This window comes from Halogeometricum sp. S3BR5-2, assembly GCF_031624635.1.
Classification (GTDB): Archaea; Halobacteriota; Halobacteria; order Halobacteriales; family Haloferacaceae; genus Halogeometricum; species Halogeometricum luteum.
In genome coordinates this window covers 325,373-341,864 of record NZ_JAMQOQ010000001.1, presented here as the reverse complement: position 1 = coordinate 341,864, position 16,492 = coordinate 325,373, and the positions used below count along the sequence as shown (strand labels likewise).

18 protein-coding genes and 1 tRNA gene are annotated in these 16,492 nt (G+C 70.0%); 12 read left to right on the top strand and 7 right to left on the bottom strand.

Annotated elements, in window-relative coordinates:
• Positions 1-44 precede the first annotated feature (44 nt).
• Positions 45-263: a DUF1328 domain-containing protein gene (locus NDI79_RS01680; RefSeq protein ID WP_310926715.1), complete on the bottom strand. Its 219-nt coding sequence runs from the start codon at positions 261-263 to the stop codon at positions 45-47.
• 111 nt (positions 264-374) lie between these two features.
• On the opposite strand from NDI79_RS01680, the gene NDI79_RS01675 reads away from it, so the two are divergent.
• From NDI79_RS01675 to NDI79_RS01635, 9 genes are all read left to right on the top strand, one after another.
• Complete coding sequence (locus tag NDI79_RS01675; RefSeq protein ID WP_310926714.1) at positions 375-1,235, top strand: YihY/virulence factor BrkB family protein; 861 nt, start codon at positions 375-377, stop codon at positions 1,233-1,235.
• Positions 1,236-1,397: 162 nt separating this feature from the next.
• Positions 1,398-2,468 carry an ABC transporter ATP-binding protein gene (locus NDI79_RS01670; RefSeq protein ID WP_310926713.1) on the top strand — a complete coding sequence of 357 codons (1,071 nt, stop codon included), beginning with the start codon at positions 1,398-1,400 and terminating at the stop codon, positions 2,466-2,468.
• 65 nt (positions 2,469-2,533) lie between these two features.
• On the top strand, positions 2,534-3,283 hold the full coding sequence (locus NDI79_RS01665) for an SAM hydrolase/SAM-dependent halogenase family protein (protein WP_310926712.1): 750 nt from the start codon (positions 2,534-2,536) through the stop codon (positions 3,281-3,283).
• A 151-nt stretch (positions 3,284-3,434) separates the two neighbouring features.
• Positions 3,435-4,361, top strand: coding sequence for a phosphotransferase (locus NDI79_RS01660; protein WP_310926711.1), 927 nt, complete (start codon positions 3,435-3,437; stop codon positions 4,359-4,361).
• A 75-nt stretch (positions 4,362-4,436) separates the two neighbouring features.
• The gene (locus NDI79_RS01655; RefSeq protein WP_310926710.1) at positions 4,437-5,117 is read left to right on the top strand and encodes an HAD family hydrolase; all 681 of its coding nucleotides are present in this window, start codon (positions 4,437-4,439) and stop codon (positions 5,115-5,117) included.
• A 58-nt stretch (positions 5,118-5,175) separates the two neighbouring features.
• Positions 5,176-6,192, top strand: coding sequence for a phosphotransferase family protein (locus tag NDI79_RS01650; protein ID WP_310926709.1), 1,017 nt, complete (start codon positions 5,176-5,178; stop codon positions 6,190-6,192).
• Positions 6,193-6,283: 91 nt separating this feature from the next.
• Positions 6,284-7,270, top strand: coding sequence for a bile acid:sodium symporter family protein (locus tag NDI79_RS01645; RefSeq protein WP_310926708.1), 987 nt, complete (start codon positions 6,284-6,286; stop codon positions 7,268-7,270).
• Between the two features lie 236 nt (positions 7,271-7,506).
• The gene (locus tag NDI79_RS01640) at positions 7,507-7,833 is read left to right on the top strand and encodes a hypothetical protein (RefSeq protein ID WP_310926707.1); all 327 of its coding nucleotides are present in this window, start codon (positions 7,507-7,509) and stop codon (positions 7,831-7,833) included.
• 66 nt (positions 7,834-7,899) lie between these two features.
• Entirely contained in the window at positions 7,900-8,301 is a 402-nt protein-coding gene (locus tag NDI79_RS01635) for a (R)-mandelonitrile lyase (RefSeq protein ID WP_310926706.1), read from the top strand.
• A gap of 155 nt (positions 8,302-8,456) precedes the next feature.
• Here NDI79_RS01635 and NDI79_RS01630 read toward each other — a convergent pair.
• Positions 8,457-8,531: transfer RNA gene (locus NDI79_RS01630), tRNA-Arg, on the bottom strand.
• Between the two features lie 104 nt (positions 8,532-8,635).
• Between NDI79_RS01630 and NDI79_RS01625 the strand changes: the two genes are divergently transcribed.
• The 3 genes from NDI79_RS01625 to NDI79_RS01615 all read left to right on the top strand — a co-directional run bounded on the left by NDI79_RS01625 (position 8,636) and on the right by NDI79_RS01615 (position 10,901).
• The gene (locus NDI79_RS01625) at positions 8,636-9,574 is read left to right on the top strand and encodes a geranylgeranylglycerol-phosphate geranylgeranyltransferase (protein WP_310926705.1); all 939 of its coding nucleotides are present in this window, start codon (positions 8,636-8,638) and stop codon (positions 9,572-9,574) included.
• 199 nt (positions 9,575-9,773) lie between these two features.
• Positions 9,774-10,385, top strand: a complete 612-nt coding sequence (locus tag NDI79_RS01620) for an RAD55 family ATPase (protein WP_310926704.1) — start codon at positions 9,774-9,776, stop codon at positions 10,383-10,385.
• Positions 10,386-10,478: 93 nt separating this feature from the next.
• Complete coding sequence (locus NDI79_RS01615) at positions 10,479-10,901, top strand: CoA-binding protein (RefSeq protein ID WP_310926703.1); 423 nt, start codon at positions 10,479-10,481, stop codon at positions 10,899-10,901.
• A gap of 55 nt (positions 10,902-10,956) precedes the next feature.
• Here NDI79_RS01615 and NDI79_RS01610 read toward each other — a convergent pair whose 3' ends face one another.
• From NDI79_RS01610 to NDI79_RS01590, 5 genes are all read right to left on the bottom strand, one after another.
• Positions 10,957-11,937, bottom strand: coding sequence for a PLP-dependent cysteine synthase family protein (locus NDI79_RS01610; RefSeq protein WP_310926702.1), 981 nt, complete (start codon positions 11,935-11,937; stop codon positions 10,957-10,959).
• 144 nt (positions 11,938-12,081) lie between these two features.
• A complete protein-coding gene (locus NDI79_RS01605) occupies positions 12,082-12,450 on the bottom strand; it encodes a DUF5798 family protein (protein WP_310926701.1) in 369 nt (122 codons plus the stop codon).
• 96 nt (positions 12,451-12,546) lie between these two features.
• Entirely contained in the window at positions 12,547-13,605 is a 1,059-nt protein-coding gene (locus tag NDI79_RS01600; protein ID WP_310926700.1) for an ABC transporter permease, read from the bottom strand.
• Positions 13,598-15,514, bottom strand: coding sequence for an ABC transporter permease family protein (locus NDI79_RS01595; RefSeq protein ID WP_310926699.1), 1,917 nt, complete (start codon positions 15,512-15,514; stop codon positions 13,598-13,600). The genes NDI79_RS01600 and NDI79_RS01595 overlap by 8 nt, the downstream gene beginning before the upstream one ends.
• On the bottom strand, positions 15,511-16,491 hold the full coding sequence (locus NDI79_RS01590; protein WP_310926698.1) for an ABC transporter ATP-binding protein: 981 nt from the start codon (positions 16,489-16,491) through the stop codon (positions 15,511-15,513). The genes NDI79_RS01595 and NDI79_RS01590 overlap by 4 nt, the downstream gene beginning before the upstream one ends.
• Between the last annotated feature and the right edge of the window lies 1 nt (position 16,492).

Sequence of the window (16,492 nt, the reverse complement as noted above, 5' to 3'; positions counted from 1 at the left end):
CGGAGACGCCGAGCGTCGACCGAGCGTCCCGCGGACCCGTCACTTTACAGGATGAACGTGATGATGGCGAGGACGAGGAACACTACGACGAGGATTCGCGCGGCGCTCATCGAGAGGCCGGCGACCCCGCGGAACCCCGCGAGCCCCGCCAGAACGGCGAGCACGAGGAATGCGATAGCGAGCGTCAGGAGCCCGCCCGACTGCAGGGGGAGCGCGGTCGACGCGACTGTGACACCGGCCGTGAGCGCTGTGAGTGCCGTCATTGCAGTTCCGACGACACTCTCTCGACACATAACCGTTGTAGCCCTCTCGTTGAAAGTCACTCGTTCCGACATCTGCGACGATTGATACCGGCGTGGCGCTTACCACGCCGAGTGTCCCGTGCCGATTCCGTCGTGCGAGTGACGAAAGCCGTCGTCGCAGTCAGTCGCGAGAAGAACGTGACGACGCTCGCCGCCAGCCTGTCGTACTACGTGTTCAACGCGTTCGTGCCGACGGTGTTCCTGTTGGTCGTCGGCATCGCCACGCTCGGGAGCGTCGACGCCATCGCGCAGGGTCTCGGCCGACTCGTGAGCGTCGACCCGAACCAACTCCGGCGGGTGTTGGAGATGATCGGCGCCCAGACCGACGCCCGCGTCCGGGCGCTGTCGCTGGCCGTCGCCATCGTTATCTGGAGTTCGCTGAAGAGCCTCCGCTCGATTCAGGACACGTTCGCCGAGGTGTACGGCACGCGCCGGCACACCTCCTTCTGGGGACGCATCCGAGACACGGGGCTCGTCTTCGTCGGCACGACCATCGCGCTCATCGTCGTCTCGTTCGTCTCCGTCGCCCTGTCGCTGGCCCTCGGCGGCTGGTGGTCGGTGGCGAGCGGACTGCTCATCTTCGTCTCCCTCGTCGTCGGCTTCTTCCCGATGTACTACTTCTTTCCGGGCGTCGACCAATCGCCGCGCGAGGCGCTTCCGGGCGTCGTCGTGGCCGCGGCGGCGTGGACCGTCTCCGGGTTCGTCTTCCGCGCCTACGTCGGCCTCTCCGAGAGCGTCCAACTGTACGGCATCGCGGGCGTGGCGCTCATCTTCCTCTCGTGGCTCTACCTCGGCGGCCTGGCCATCCTCGTCGGCGTCGTCGTCAACGCCGTCCTCTCGGGACGCGTCGACGCCGACTTGGAGTGGCTCCCGAGCGTTCCCAGCGCCCCCGACGCCCTCTCGGACGACGACGAGGCCGAGACGCGTTCGTGACGGCGCGGTCGCTCGGACCGAACGACCGCCGAGCGCGTGATTCGACGGGTATATCACCGATTGGTGACTGAAGGGAGACGATGCCGGCCGCACCTCACGGCGCCCGCGAGGCCGCCGTCCGCGCCGTCTCCCCCGTTCCCGCCGCCCGCGAGGTGACGCCCCGTGGTTGACCTCGAACTCGACGGCGTCCGCCGGGCGTACGCCGGGACGACGGCGCTGGAGGACGTCTCCCTGTCGGTCGCGGAGGGGGAGTTCTTCACGCTGGTCGGCCCATCCGGGTGCGGAAAGACGACGACGCTCCGCCTCGTCGCCGGGTTGGAGTCGCCCGACGCGGGCGCCGTCCGCTTCGGCGGCGAGGACGTGCGCGGGGTGCCGACCGAGGACCGCGACGTGGGCGTCGTCTTCCAGAACTACGCGCTGTTCCCCCATATGAGCGTCCGCGAGAACGTCGCCTACGGCCTCCAGTTCGACGGGCCGCCGCAGCGGACGACGAAGGAGGAACGCGTCGACGAACTGCTGGAATTGGTCGACCTCTCCGGGATGGGCGGCCGCGACCCGGACGAACTCTCGGGCGGCCAGCAGCAGCGAGTCGCCCTCGCTCGCGCCCTCGCGCCCGAACCGCGCGTGCTCCTCCTCGACGAACCCATGAGCGCCCTCGACGCCCGCCTCCGCGAGCAACTCCGGCGGAGCGTCAAGTCCATCCAGCGGGAACTGGGCGTGACGACGCTGTACGTCACGCACGACCAGGAGGAGGCGCTGGCCGTCTCCGACCGCGTGGCCGTGATGAACGCCGGCCGGGTCGAACAGGTCGGCACGCCGCAGGCGATATACCGCCGGCCGGAGACGGCGTTCGTCGCCTCCTTCGTCGGCGACAACAACGTCTTCGAGGCCGAGGTGCTGGCGTCGAACGACGAGTCGACGGTCGTCCGCGTCGCGGACGCCGAGTTCCGGTTGCCCCCGACCGACGCCGCGGCGGGCGAAACGGTCCGCTTCTGCGTCCGCCCGGAACGCCTGTCGGTGGTCGACCCGTCGTCGGGCGCCACCGCGTCGTCGCGGTCCGCCGCGCCGCCGAACCGCCTGACCGTCGACGTGGAGACGGCGGAGTTCCTCGGCGATACGACCCGACTGTACTGCCGGTGGGCGGACCGGCAGGTGGTCGTTCGAACCCCGGACGTGCCCGACGCGGACCGCCTCGACGTGGGGTTCGACCCCGGGGCGGCGACGTTCTTCTGAGGCCGAGGGCTGAGCGCACCCCGAAAGCGACACCGACATGCCGGGCGCGGAAGAGACTACATCCGATGATAACGCTCGCTTCGGACTTCGGGACGCCGTACCCCGCGGCGATGAAAGGCGTGCTGCTCGGTCGCACCGACGCCCGACTCGTCGACGTGGGCCACGACTTCCCGAGACAGGACGTGCGCGCGACGGCCTTCTGGCTTCGGGAGGTGCTGCCGTACTTTCCGCCCGCGACGCACCTCGTCGTCGTCGACCCCGGCGTCGGCACCGACCGCGCGGCCCTCGTCGTGGAGGCCGGCGACCACGCGTTCGTCGCGCCGGACAACGGCGTCGCGCTTCCGGTCGCCCGCGAGGTGGCCGGCGACGACTTCGACGTGTACGAGGTCGAGTACGAGGAGACGCCGAGCAACACGTTCCACGGGCGCGACGTGTTCGCGCCGGCCGCCGCGGACGTCCACGACGCCCCCGCGGTGACGGCCGTCGACCGAATCGCGCCGACCGACGAGTACGTCGACCTCGCCTTCCCGGACCCCGAGGTGGGCGAGGGGACGGCGACGGGTGAGGTGCTCGTCGTCGACGGCTTCGGCAACGTCGTCACGAACGTCCCCGGTGAGTTCCTCGACGGTCTCGACCGGGTGTCCGTCGGCGGGGAGGCGGTTCCAGTCGGGCGGTCGTACGCCGCCGTCGACCCCGGCGGTCGCGTCGTCACCGTCGGTAGCCACGGCAACGTGGAGTTGGCGGTGAACCGCGGCCGCGGCGACGAGGCGTTCGGGTTCGAGGTGGGCAACGCGGTGTCGCTCGAACGCGCGTGAGACGACGGACACCCGGTCGTAGCCGGCAGGAAGAGAACGCTTTTGACGGAGGCTGGCGACGGTCGAGACGACTTCTCACGGCCGTAGCTGCGGCACCGTGCACTAGTTAGTGTCGTACCGGCCGGTCGCCGCCCGTCACGCGGCGAATACCATGAGACGAGACGCACGCGAGAGACTCGCAGAACAGTTCGCAGACTACCGTATCGTCCGAAAACTCCACGGTGTGCCGCCGCACGAAGTATACGAGATAGCGGTCGACGGCCGCCGCGCCGTCTACAAGGGCAACACTGGACCGACCGGGAACGCGGCCGTCGAGGGCCGAGTGACCGCGTTCTTCGGCGGGGAGACGACGGTACCGGTGCCCGAGACACTGCGCGTCGGCGACGGTTACTACGTCGCCGCGTGGCACCCCGACGCCCCGGTACCTGACGCGTCGACCGAGGCGGAGGCAGCGTGGGCGCGTGCCGCCGGTCGCGGGATGGCGACGCTGCACGCGGAGACGGAACCGCTGGTCGACGGCTACGGCCCGTTCCGCGCGGCCGACGGCGGGGTCCGGGTCGATACGGTCGACGATTGGCGCGCGGCGGCCGTCGACGACATCCGTCACCGCCGGTCGGTCCTCGCCGAGTACGGCCACGCCGACATCGCCGACGCCGTGGTCGAGTTCCTTCGGGACCGCCCGGACGCCTTCGACGGTATGGGCGATCCCGTCTGCTGTCACGGGTGGTGGACGCCCGAACACGTCACCGTCGAGGACGGGCGAGTCGCTTGCGTCGTTGACCTCGAACACGCGAGGGCGGCACCGGACGAGTGGGACTACTGGCGGACGGTCACCCCGACGTTCGCGGCGCGCAACGGTGACACCGAGGCCGCGCGACGCGCGTTCCGGCGCGGCTACGAATCGGTCCGTTCTCTTCCCTCCGGGTTCGAGCGCCGAAAACCGCTCTACGGGCTACTGAACTCGGTCTACTACCTCCAGTCGCTGTACGTGCAGGACCAACACGGGCAGGCGGCGACGGCGGAGCGTGCAGAGCGGTTCCGAGCGCGGACGTTCGAGACGATGTCCGAACTCGGCTGAGGAGGAGTAAGGCGAAAGCGCGATTCGACCCGTCGCGCCGAGTCGCTTTTGCTTTCGACGCCCCAATCCCCGACCATGAGCCGGTTCGACGCCGTCCTGTTCGACCTCGACGGGACGCTGTGCGAGAGCGAACAGGACGTAGAGCACCTCTACTTCGGGGCGTTCGAGCGGGCGGGGGTGGAGCCGTTCGGCGTCCCGAGCGACCTGTGGGCGGTGCTCGACGGGCCGCCGACCACGCCGGACGAGTTCGGCTACTACCGCGAGGGCTTCCGAACGGTCGCCGCGGAACACGACCGAGAGGGGGCCGACGTGAGCGCCGTCGCCCGCGAGTTCGTCGACGGCATCGACTACGGGGCCGTCTCGCTGCTCGACGGGGCCGAGGCGGCCTTGGAGGGCGCCGGCGCCGGCCATCAGGTCGGACTGCTGACGAACGGTCCCGAGTACCGCCAGTCGGTCAAGCTGGAGGCGCTCGGCCTCGAAAGCGCCTTCGAGGTGGTCGTCTACGCCGGCGACATGGAGCGGCGGAAACCCCACGCCGACCCGTTCGACCGGGCGGTCGAGTCGCTGGGCGTCGACGCTTCCGACACGCTGTACGTCGGCAACTCCCTGCAGTACGACGTGGCCGGCGCCCGCGAGGCCGGGATGCCCGTCGCGTGGTACCCCGACGGTGACGCCGACCCCGGGTCGTACGACCCCGACTACGTCGTCGAGTCGCTCCCGGAACTCGCCGCCGTGTTGGACGGGTCCGCCGAGTGACCCGCGCGGACCGCTCGCGCCGGCCGGCGACCGACGACCGGCCGCGGGAGGTGCCCCGGTGGACGACGTGACAGCGGTGCTCGACCGGGAGTTCCCCGCGCGGACCGTCGCGGAGACGGCGCCCGCGCGGCGGGGCAACACGAAGGAGACGACGCTGGTGCGGTTCGCCGACGGCGGCGGCGTCGTCGTGCAGTTCTCCGCGGACGCCGAGGCGTTCCGGACCGAACTCGCGGTCGCCCGCGCGGTCGGAGCGCGCACCGCGGTGCCGACGCCGCGGGTTCTCGCCGACGGAGTCCTGAACGGCCGACCGTACGCCGTCGTGGAACTGGTCGACGGCGTCGACCTGCACGAGCGGTTCTCGCGCGTCTCCTCGGCGACGCGGCGACGGCTGAGCCGGGGGTTCGGTCGCTCGCTCGCGGCGCTGCACGGGTCGTTCGCCTTCGAGGGCTACGGCGCCGTGCGCGTCGAGGACGAGGGCGAGGACGGAGACGGAAGCGACGATGGCGACGAAGAAGCCGCGAGGGACCCGAGCGACGCGGCCGTCACCCTCCGATCCGACGGCGCCGGGTCGTGGGCCTCGTGGTTCGACGCCCACGTCCGGGACGGTATCAGCGCGCTCCCGGCGGCGTTCGACGACGTCCGGGGGGAACTCCTCGCCGCCCTCGACGACGCCCACCTTCCGCGGAATCCGACGCCGCGGCTGTACCCGTGGGACCTCCGGCCCGGAAACGCCGTCTTCGACGGCGAGGAGGTGGTCGCCGTGCTCGACTGGGGCGGGCCGCTGGCGGCGGCGGCGGGTCTCGGAGCGGCCAAGGTCGAACACCTCGTCGCCGACTGGTACGTCGCCGACGGCGACCCCCTCCGCGCGGCGTTCCGCGAGGGCTACCGCTCGGTGCGGCCGTACCCGGAGGTTCCCCCCGTCTACCGACTCGCGGCGGTGGTCCGCTCGGCGGTGGACTCCCACGGCGTCGTGACCCGGCCGCGCTACCCCGAACTGGAGGGGGAGGCGGCCGTCGGGTTCCACCGCGAGCGGATGCGCGAGTGGCTGTCGGTCGCCTCCGCCGCCGACGACTGAATCGGGTACCGAGTCGGGTCCGGGGACATATTTTCAGCAAGCCGAGTCTTGATGCGTCGGCCCGCGGAACGGCTCCCTCGGTGACCGACAGATGAGCCTGCAGACGACGCTGGAACGGGTCGGCGACTTCACGAGCGAGTACTTCGTCCTCTGGGTGGTCGCGGTGGCGCCGCTGGCGCTGTACTCGCCGGAGACGTTCACCCCCATCGCGCCGTACATCACGCCGCTCTTGGGAGTCATCATGCTCGGGATGGGACTGACGCTGACGCCCGCGGACTTCCGCCGAGTCGTCGAACGCCCGCGGGACGTGTTCGTCGGCGCGGCCAGCCAGTGGCTGTTGATGCCGCTCTTCGCCTACGGCCTCGTCGCCCTCCTCGGGTTGCCGCCGGAGATAGGCGTCGGACTGGTTCTCGTCGGCGCGGCGCCGGGCGGCACCGCCTCGAACGTGATGACCTACCTCGGGCGCGGCGACGTGGCGCTGTCGGTGACCATCACCTCGGTGACCACCGTCGCGGCGCCGGTGGTGATGCCGGCGTGGATAGTCCTGCTCGCGGGCGAGTCCATCTCGGTCACGTTCGCGGAGATGGCTACCTCCATCGTGCAGGTGGTCCTCCTGCCCGTCGTCGGTGGACTGCTCCTGCGGTACGTCCTCGACCGGTACGCGCCGGCCGTCGCTCGGGCGGGCGTCTCCATCTTTCCGGCCGTGAGCGTCGTCGCCATCGTCGCCATCATCGCCGCCGTCGTCGGACTGAACGTGACGACCATCCTCTCGGCGGGCCTCGTCGTCTTCCTCGCCGTCGTCCTGCACAACGGCCTCGGCCTCAGGTCGGGCTACGGCATCGGGCGCGCCAGCGGGATGTCCGAGGACCGCGCTCGGACCTGCGCCTTCGAGGTCGGACTGCAGAACAGCGGGCTGGCCGTCGCCCTGGCGACGGCGCACTTCGGCGCGAGTGCGGCGCTCGTCCCCGCGCTGTTCAGCGTCTGGCACAACGTTTCGGGGCCGGCGCTGGCGACGCTGTTCTCCCGGATGGACGAGGGGTCGGAACCGGGCGAGGGGTCGGCGTCGACGGCCGACTGACCCTCGTCCCCGATTCGAGACGGGCGCCGGGACGGACCTGATTCGCGCCGCCAGCCTGCCGCCGAACGGTCGCTCGCACCGTGAGACGGCCGAAACCGGGGGCGAGGGACCGATGAGTCAACTTCGGATGAAGTCTATGGCCTCCCCATGACCTCACCACGGAGTTCGTCATCCGGTCGCCCTCGCTCCCGTTCGTCAGCCTCGCGGAGTCGCTCCCGTCGGACCAAGTTGAGTGCGTGCACGGGCTCTGTCACGAGGGGAACTCCCGCGTGTTCGTCGTCTACCTCGACCCCGACGACGACGCCTCCGAGGAGGACCTCTCGGCGCTCGACGAAGTCGTCGAGACGGCTCCGCTCGGGCGCGCGAGCGGCAAGGACGTCTACCAACTCACCATCGAACTGGCGGACGTCGTCTCGAAGGCCTTCGCCCCCGAGCGGTTCACCGCGACCCAGAGGGAGCCGACGGTCGTCACGTCCAGCCGTAGCCTCGGTCTCGACGGCAGTTCTCCTCTCTCCCCGTTCTCGTTCGGTCACCGATTCTTCGCACCCCGCTCGACTCGGTGAGCGTATAAACGGGGTTTCCAGATAGCATCGAATCCAAGTCGGGTGGCGTCAAATCGGATATCGCACATGGAGATAACGAACGACTGCGCACGCCCGTCGAGCGACGGACCCGACGAGTACTTCACCGGAAACGCCCGAATCGACCCCCTGTTCGGTTCGCAGGACGAGGCCCGCGCGGCGGCGGCGAGCGTGACGTTCGAGCCCGGCGCGCGAACCGCGTGGCACACCCACCCGCTCGGTCAGCGACTGGTCGTGACGAGCGGCTGTGGTCTCGTCCAACGGGAGGGCGGCGATATCGAGCGGATTCGAGCGGGCGACGTCGTCTGGTTCCCGCCGGGCGAGAAACACTGGCACGGCGCGACGCCGGAGAAGGCGATGACGCACATCGCGATTCAGGAGGAACAGGACGGCGAGGCCGTCGAGTGGCTGGAACACGTCACCGACGAGGAGTACGACCCGGAGACGTAGCGCCGAACGCCGGCGCAAGAGACGGGGAATTCGTGTTTTCCGCGGAAGAATCGTGGGCGCTACAGGATTTGAACTCCACTCGCAGCGGAGCTGCTCGCTGGTTCGAATCCTTCGCGGTACACTTCTCGCTCCTCACTCCGTTCGTCGCAGAGAAGTGGGCGCTACAGGATTTGAACCCGTGGCAACTTGGTCCGAAGCCAAGCACTCTGTCCAGACTGAGCTAAGCGCCCTCACTCATTCGTACCGACGCGGTGTAATTTAAACCCACGGATTCCGTTCGGCGAACCCGCCGACTCCGCGCCATTTATCATCGCGGGACGGGGACGTTCCGCGTATGCCACCCGCCGGGGAGTCCGAGTCCGCCGACAGGGGCGACGCGGCGGCGTCCGAAGGCGCGCCGCCGGACGCGACGTCCGCGGCGTCGACCGGGACGGCCCGAGGACTGCTCGACCTCACGCGTCCCGGCAACACCCTCTCGGCGGGCGTCCTGACGTTCACCGGGTCGTTCGTCGCGGCGGGCCTGTTCGCCTCGCCGTTCCGCGTCGCCGCGGCGGTGCTGGCGACGGTGTTCGCCACGGGCGCGGGCAACGCGGTGAACGACTACTTCGACCGGGAGATAGACGCCATCAACCGACCGGACCGGCCCATCCCGCGCGGCGCGGTGAGTTCGCGCGGCGCCTTAGCGTTCAGCGTTGCCCTGTTCCTCGGCGCCGTCGTCTGCGCGGCGCTGCTCCCCCTCGAAGCGCTCGGCATCGCGGTGGTGAACCTGCTCGCTCTCGTCGCCTACACGGAGTACTTCAAGGGGCTGCCCGGCGTGGGCAACGTCGTCGTCGGCTACCTCACCGGGTCGACGTTCCTGTTCGGCGCCGCGGCGGTGGGCGACCCCCTGAACCGGAGCGTCCTCGTGCTGTTCGGCCTCGCCGCGCTGGCGACGTTCACGAGAGAAGTCGTCAAGGACGTCGAGGACCTCGCGGGCGACAGGGAGGAGGGACTGCGGACGCTCCCCATCGTCGCCGGCGAACGCGTCGCCCTCGGCGTCGGCCTCGCGGCGATGGTCGTCGCGACGGCGGCCAGCGTCCTCCCGTATCTGGAGAGCGGATTCGGCCTCGCCTACCTCGCCCTAGTCGTCCCCGCGGACCTCCTGATGCTGGCCGCGTGCGTCCGGTCGTTCTCGGACCCCGCGGTCGCACAGCGTCGCCTCAAGCGCGGAATGCTGCTCGCCACGGCGGCGTTCATCGCGGGCCGGGTGTTTATGACGGGCGCCCCGGTATGATGTTATCACGAGACGAGCGGAACGGAAAACCTCGCCGTCCCATTCGACAGCACGGGAGCATATCACTCGAACCAGATGGTCATCAAATCAAAAAGAATAATATCGGCTCACGGTATCATTACATCGTCTATGGCTCTCGGTGAGGTCACACCCCCCGGAAACGAACCACCAGTCGGTCGGCCGACGCAGAGGCACCCGCATGTATGACCTCTCGCCGGCGCTCGATGCCGAGGTCCCGCCGGGGACGAACCTCCTCATCAGCGGACCGCCGCTCACGGGGAAGCGTTCGCTCGCGCTCGATATCCTCGCGCACGGCGCCAGCGACGGCGACGGCGCCATCATCGTCACCACGAAGGACGGAGCCAAACGCGTCCTCTCGGACTTCGAGAAACGCACCCCCTACGAGGGGAAACCCGTCGCCGTCGTCGACTGCGTGACGCGCCAGCAGGGCGTCAACGACATCCGCGACGACGACCGCATCAAGTACACATCCTCGCCCGTCGACATGACCGGCATCGGTATCAAACTCTCCGAGTTCCTGCAGGCGTTCTATCAGGACAGAAACATCGAGCAGAACCGCATCATGCTCCACTCGCTGTCGACGCTCCTGATGTACGCCGACCTCCAGACGGTGTTTCGCTTCCTGCACGTCTTCACCGGGCGCATCCAGAGCGTCGAGGGTCTCGGCCTGTTCGCCATCGACGCCAGCGCGCACGACGACAAGACGATGAACACGCTCAAGCAGTTGTTCGACGGCATCGTCACCACCTCCGAGGACGGCGAACCGCGGATTCGGCTCGCGTCCGACTGACCGACCCCCGGCCTCCTCGTCTCTGACCTCGGGTACGGACGCCGCACCCGCGCCGACGGCGGACTTTTTGCCGCGGACCGCCTCCCTCCGGGCATGGTGAGCGACGACGACCTCAGAGAGATGCTCGACGCCGACACCGTCGCCGTCGTCGGCTGTTCGACGACCGAGGGGAAGGCGGCCCACGACATCCCCGCGTACCTTCAGCGACACGGCTACCGCGTGATTCCGGTCAACCCGTTCGCCGACGAGGTTCTCGGCGAGACGGCGTACGACTCGCTCGCGGACGTGCCCGAGGACGTCGAAATCGACCTCGTGGACGTGTTCCGCCCGAGCGAGGAGGCGGGCGACATCGTCGACGCCGCGATCGAGCGCCACGAGTCAGTCGGGGACGTGCGCTCGGTGTGGCTCCAACTCGGAATCACGGACGACGAGGCGGGCGAACGGGCGCGCGAGGCCGGCCTCGCGTTCGTGCAGGATAAGTGCATGAAAGTCGAGCACTCGCGGCTCCTCGGCTGAGCGGAGCGGAGAAGAGAACGGACGGCGCCGCGACCCGCGACTCACCCGCGACGCCTCATCCCTCCCAGGACTCGAAGTCGCCGTAGATTCCCTTCGAGAGGTATCGCTCGCTGGAGTCGGGGAACACCGTGGCGACCGAATCGTGCGGCGCGTCCACCGCGCCGTCGCGGATTCGCTCGGCCGCGTCGCGCGCGGCGAGACTCGCCGCGGCGGCCGAGGAGGCGACGAGGTGGCCCTCCTCGCGGGCGAGTCGCTGCACCTCCCTGTGGGCGTCCCGGTCGGAAATCTGCACCACCCTGTCGACGAGTTCGGGGTCGAACAGTTCGTTCGTCGCGGGGTCGTGCGTGCCGATGCCCTCGGTCTTGTACGCCCCCTCCTCCTCCTCGTCGCCCTTCAGCGTTCCGTACAGCGACCCCTCGGGTTCGACGGCGACGACGCGGGTGTCGGAGTCACGTTCGAGGGCGTACTTCGCGATACCCATCAGCGTCCCCGCGGTACCGCACCCGGCGACGACGGCGCCCACCTCGCCGTCGAGGGCGTCGTAGATTTCGGGACCGGTGGTCGCGTAGTGCGCCTCGACGTTCAGCGGGTTCGAGAACTGCTGGGGGACGACGGCGTCGTCCGTCTCCGCGGCGACGGCGTGCGCCCGGTCGATGGCGCCGCCCATGCCGTCCTCGCTGGGCGTGTTGATGACCGTCGCGCCGAGGGCGCGCATGAGTTGCTGCTTCTCGACGCTGAAGCGCTCGGGGACGACGAACACCGCCTCGATACCGAGTTGCCCGGCCGCGAGGGCGAAGCCGATGCCGGTGTTGCCGGCCGTCGGTTCGACGATGGTGCCGCCCTCGGGGAGCGTCCCGTCTTCGAGCATGCGTTCGAGCATGTACTTCCCGATGCGGTCCTTGACGCTCGCGCCGGGGTTGAACGACTCCAGTTTGGCGTAGACGGGTACCTCGTCGGGGGAGGCGTGGACGCGGACGAGGGGCGTCTCGCCCACGGCGTCGAGGACCGAGGCGAGCGGTTCCCGGTGCGTTGTCATGCGCTGGCAAATGTTGCCCCAGTACCTCAAAGTTCCCATCCGGGCGTCGGGCGGCGGGCGGCGGGCGATGGGCGGCGGACGGTCGACGGCGTTCCCGCTGACGAGCGCCGGTCGGCCGCGAGAAGGGGTCCGCGTCGTCCGGCGTCAGTTCGAGCCGTTCGTCCCAGTCGCGTCGTCCTCGTCGACGGGTATCTCCTCGTTCGTCCCGGCGTCCGTCGCCGCCTCGCCGGTCAGGTCGTCGCTCGCGGCGTCCGACCCGGCCGTCTCCGCCTCGGCGATGTGGGCGTTGGCGGTGACGCTCTCGACGTCGATACCCTCACGCTCCGCGAGGGCCTCCAGCAGGGCGCGCTGCTCGGCGTTCTCGACTTCGAGTCGGTCCACGCGCGCCTTCGTCGCCTGCGCCGTCTCGCGCATCTCCGCGAGTTGGTCGCGCAGTTCGTTCAGTCGAGCGTACACGTCCTCGGCCATCTCGGCCACCTTCTGGAGCTTCTTCGCCGTCCCTCCGATTCCCATGCACGGGGGTGCGCACTCCGGGCTTGTGTGCGTTCCGCTTTTCCCTACCCGTCCGCCCGCATCCGCGAGGAAAAGAGAGTCGAAGTCGCGCGCGGCTCAGAGCGCGTTCGCGTCCACGTCGCCGACGAGCCGCCTGAGCGCGACGTAGACGCCGACGCCGACGACGACGTAGGCGGCGACGACGACCCACGACGAGGCGTCCGCGCTCCCGATGGCGAGGCGCGCGGCGGTGTTCACCGGGTTGTTCGGGAACAGCGCCGTGCCGCCGAAGACGAACAGTACCCCTATCGAGTAGAGGAACTGCGCCGAGCGTCGCTCCGGCGAGAGCAGGGCGACGGCCGCCCCGAGCGAGCAGACCAGCGCAGACAGCGCCGCCACGAGCGCCAGGAGCGCGAGCGGGTTCGCCACGCGCGTCCCGTTGAACCCGAGGAGGACGACCCACAGCGCCGCCTGCGCGGGCGCCAGCGCCGCCGCGGCGAGCAGTTTGCCGTCGACGATTTCGCGCAGGGAGACGGGAGCGACCCGGAGCAGTTCCAGCGTCCCGCGCTCTCGCTCCTCGGCCAGCGAGTCCACGGTCAGGGAGCCGCTGATGAACACCGGGAGAAAGAGGAGGAGCGGCACCAGCACGGTGTAGGTGAAGCCGTAGTACGGACTGGAGCGCGTCTCCGGCGGCAGGTCGACCGGAAGCGACGACAGCCACGCCGCGCGGTCGGTCCGCTCGGCCGTTTCGAGGTTTCTGAGCACGTCGCGCAACTGCACGACGACGACGGTGGTCTGGACGTTCCCGTCCGGCACCGTCGCCGACACGTACACTCTGCCGTCGCGGACCTCGCCTATCAGCACCGCGTCGATTCCGGTCTCCGACGGCCGCTCGAAGGCGTCAGTCGCGGCCGCGGCGTCTGGATAGACGTGCGAGTCCACGCCCGTCACCCCGTCGGCGGCGGCGACGAGTTCGTCCGTCGCGTCGCCCGCTATCGCCACGTCCACCTCGTACCCGCCCATCTCGCCGGGGTCGTACAGCGAGACGAGGCCGACGACGAGGAACGACGAGAACGCCGCGATGAACAGCTGTAACACCAGCGCCAGCACGATGGTCTTCTCCTCGCCGAGCGAGGCGAGTTCGCGCCGCGCGACGGTGACGCGGGGGTCACCCAAGGAAACTCACCACCGTGTAGTTGTAGGCGGCGTGAACCGCCACCGCGACGAGGAACGCCGCGGCGTAGGAACGCTTCCCGCGCGAGGCGCCGACGGCGGAGATGCCCGCCGTGACGGCGTGGAGTGCGAGCGGAGCGAGCAGGAGGCCGACGGCGAGGAGAAGGCCCGCGGCGCCCGGCGCCGCGCCCGCACCCGCGCCGCCGAGGGCGCCGGCGTCGACGCCCGCGGGGGCGAGAACCGTCCGCCCGAGTTCGAGTTGCTGGAGGCCGATGAGTTGCGCGACGGCGGTGAACTTCTCGCCGACGAAGAAGCCCAGGCCGGAGAGCGCGCCGAGTCGGAGCGCCGTCGGGAGCGTCCGCTCGAAGCGGGACTTCTCGAACGCCGCGAAGACGTGCAGGCTCTTGGCCGCCTCCTCGATGAGGGCGACGAGGAGGAGCATCGTCGGCACCGTGAGCGCGACGGGCAGGACGAACAGCACGGCGATGGCGAGCAGTTCCGCGGCGAAGACGAACGGAATCGACACCGCGGAGACGACGGCGGCGTCCCGCGGCCGAGTGACGCGCGCGTCGAGGGCGTCGAGGAACTTCAGCGGCACCGGCCGCTGGGTGAACATGTCCTCCTCGCGGTAGACGCCCGCGCCGAGGGCGAACAGGGCGACGCCGCAGAGGAAGAACGGCCCCGTCGAGAACAGGTACTCCCCGAGGCTCACCGGCTGAGCACCCAAGTCGCGCACGACGAGCGTGAGCGGCGAGATGAGCGCCACGGGCGTCACCTGCGTGAAGATGGCCGGGACAAAGGTGTAGGAGGTGAGAAACACCGACACCGCGACGGTGACGAACGTGAGTTCCTTGAACGACCGCGCGAACATCGCGCCGACGAACGTCGCGCCGAGGAAGACGAGGCCGATTGGCAGCACCGCCGCGATGGAGACGAGGCCGCCCCCGACGGCGAGTGCGATGGCCGCCGTGATGCCGACGACGGCGGCGAGGTACGGCAGCGTCTTCCCGAGGACGATGTCGCCCGGCGAGACGGGCGCGACGAGGAGCAGTTCGCCGCGGCGGTTGATGCGCTCGTTCAGCATCGTCCCGCCGTAGGCCTGCACGACGAAGTTCATCGGCACGAGGAAGGCGAACGCGAGGACGAGGGAGGCGAAGGGGAACGGCGGCCGGATGTCGGCCGGCGACCCGGTCGACCCCGAGGCGAACGGGTCGACGCCGCCGAGCGAGGGAACCGACAGCGAGTCGTCGGAGTCGGCGGAACCCGAGACCCCCGTCGGCCCACCGTTCGCTCCACCGACCACAGATCCGTCCTCGGAGGCCGCGTCGCCGCCCGTTTCGCTCGAACCGCTCGAACCGCCCGAAGCGCCGCCCGAGTTGCCGGAGGCGACGCCGTCGGTTCCGCCCGCCCCTCCGGACTCGCCGCCGGCCGTCGCGCCCGCCGGCAGCGACGACGTCCGCGAGGCGTACTCCAGGGAGACGACGACGGGGAACGCCGCCGTTCGGTTCTCCTCGGCCGCCATCGTCCGGGTGTTGTACCGCCGGACGGCGTCGTTCAGTTCCGCGAGCGCGGCCCTGCTCTTCTGGGAGTCGTCCGCGGCGATGTACCCCTGACCGACGAACAGGTCCATCTCGTCCATCCGACTCGCGTCCGCCGGTTGCGGGTCGAGCGCCGGCGAGGCGACGACGGGGCCGTAGTACGGACTGTCCGCGTCGACGCCGACGCGGTAGATGTCCCGGTCGAGGGCGACGCCGCCCGAGAGGGCGCCCGCGCTGGCGACGCCGCCGGCGAGGACGAGGGCGACGAGGGCGAGTCCGAGCGTCCGGCGGTCGAGCGTCCCCGCCAAACGGGACACCTCCCAGCGGGCGATGCGGCGGACCGCGCGGAGTCGCTCCGCGAGCGACCGACTCACCACGTCCCCCGGTCGTCGCCGCTATCCGTGCGCTCGCCTTCTCGCCCGCCGTCGGCCCGCGCGGCCGCGGCGGAGTCCGCGCGCCCCCGTCCGTCCTCGCGCGCCGCGGGCGGCCGGCCGGCGATGTCGAGGAATACGTCCTCCAGGCTGGGTTCGTCGGTGCGGATGTCGGCCACCCCGCCCCCGGCGAACTCGGCCTCGACGCGGACGGCCTCGACGGCCGCCATGTCGCCGACGGTTCTCAGATAACGGCCGTCGTCGGTCGCTTCCGAGCCCTCGACGGGCACCGTCGCGAACACGCGGTAGGTCGTCTCGCCGTGCTCCTCTCGGATTTCGGGCACAGTGCCGCGAGCGACTATCTCCCCGCGGTTCATGATGACGACGCGGTCGCAGACGCTCTCGACGTGATAGAGGTTGTGCGCGCTGAACACGACGGTCTTGCCGCGCTCGGCCAACTCGCGCGTGAACTCCAGAACGTAGTTCGTCGTCAGCGGGTCCAACCCCGACGCGGGTTCGTCGTAGATGAGCAGGTCGGGGTCGTTGACCAGCGACCGCGCGATGGCCACCTTCCGCTTCATCCCCTTCGACATGTCGCCCAGCCGTCTGTCCCTGTGTTCGAGTTCGAGTCGGTCGAGGGTGTCCTCGGTCCGACGCGTCGCCTCTTCCCGAGGAACGTCGTAGAGGTCCGCGAAGAAGCGCAGGTACGACCGCGCGGTCATGTCCTCGTACAGCGGCGACTCCTCGGGGAGGAAGCCGAGGTGACGACGCATCTCCGCGTCGCCGGCGTCGTAGGCGCCTATCTCGACGGTCCCCTCGGTCGGTTCGATCAGTCCGGCGAGCGTCTTCAGCGTCGTCGTCTTCCCCGCGCCGTTCGGCCCCACGACGCCGAAAATCTCCCCCTCGCTCACCTCGAAGTCGCTCCCCACGACGGCGGGGAACCCCCCGTACGTCTTCCTGAGCCCCGCGACCCGTATCATG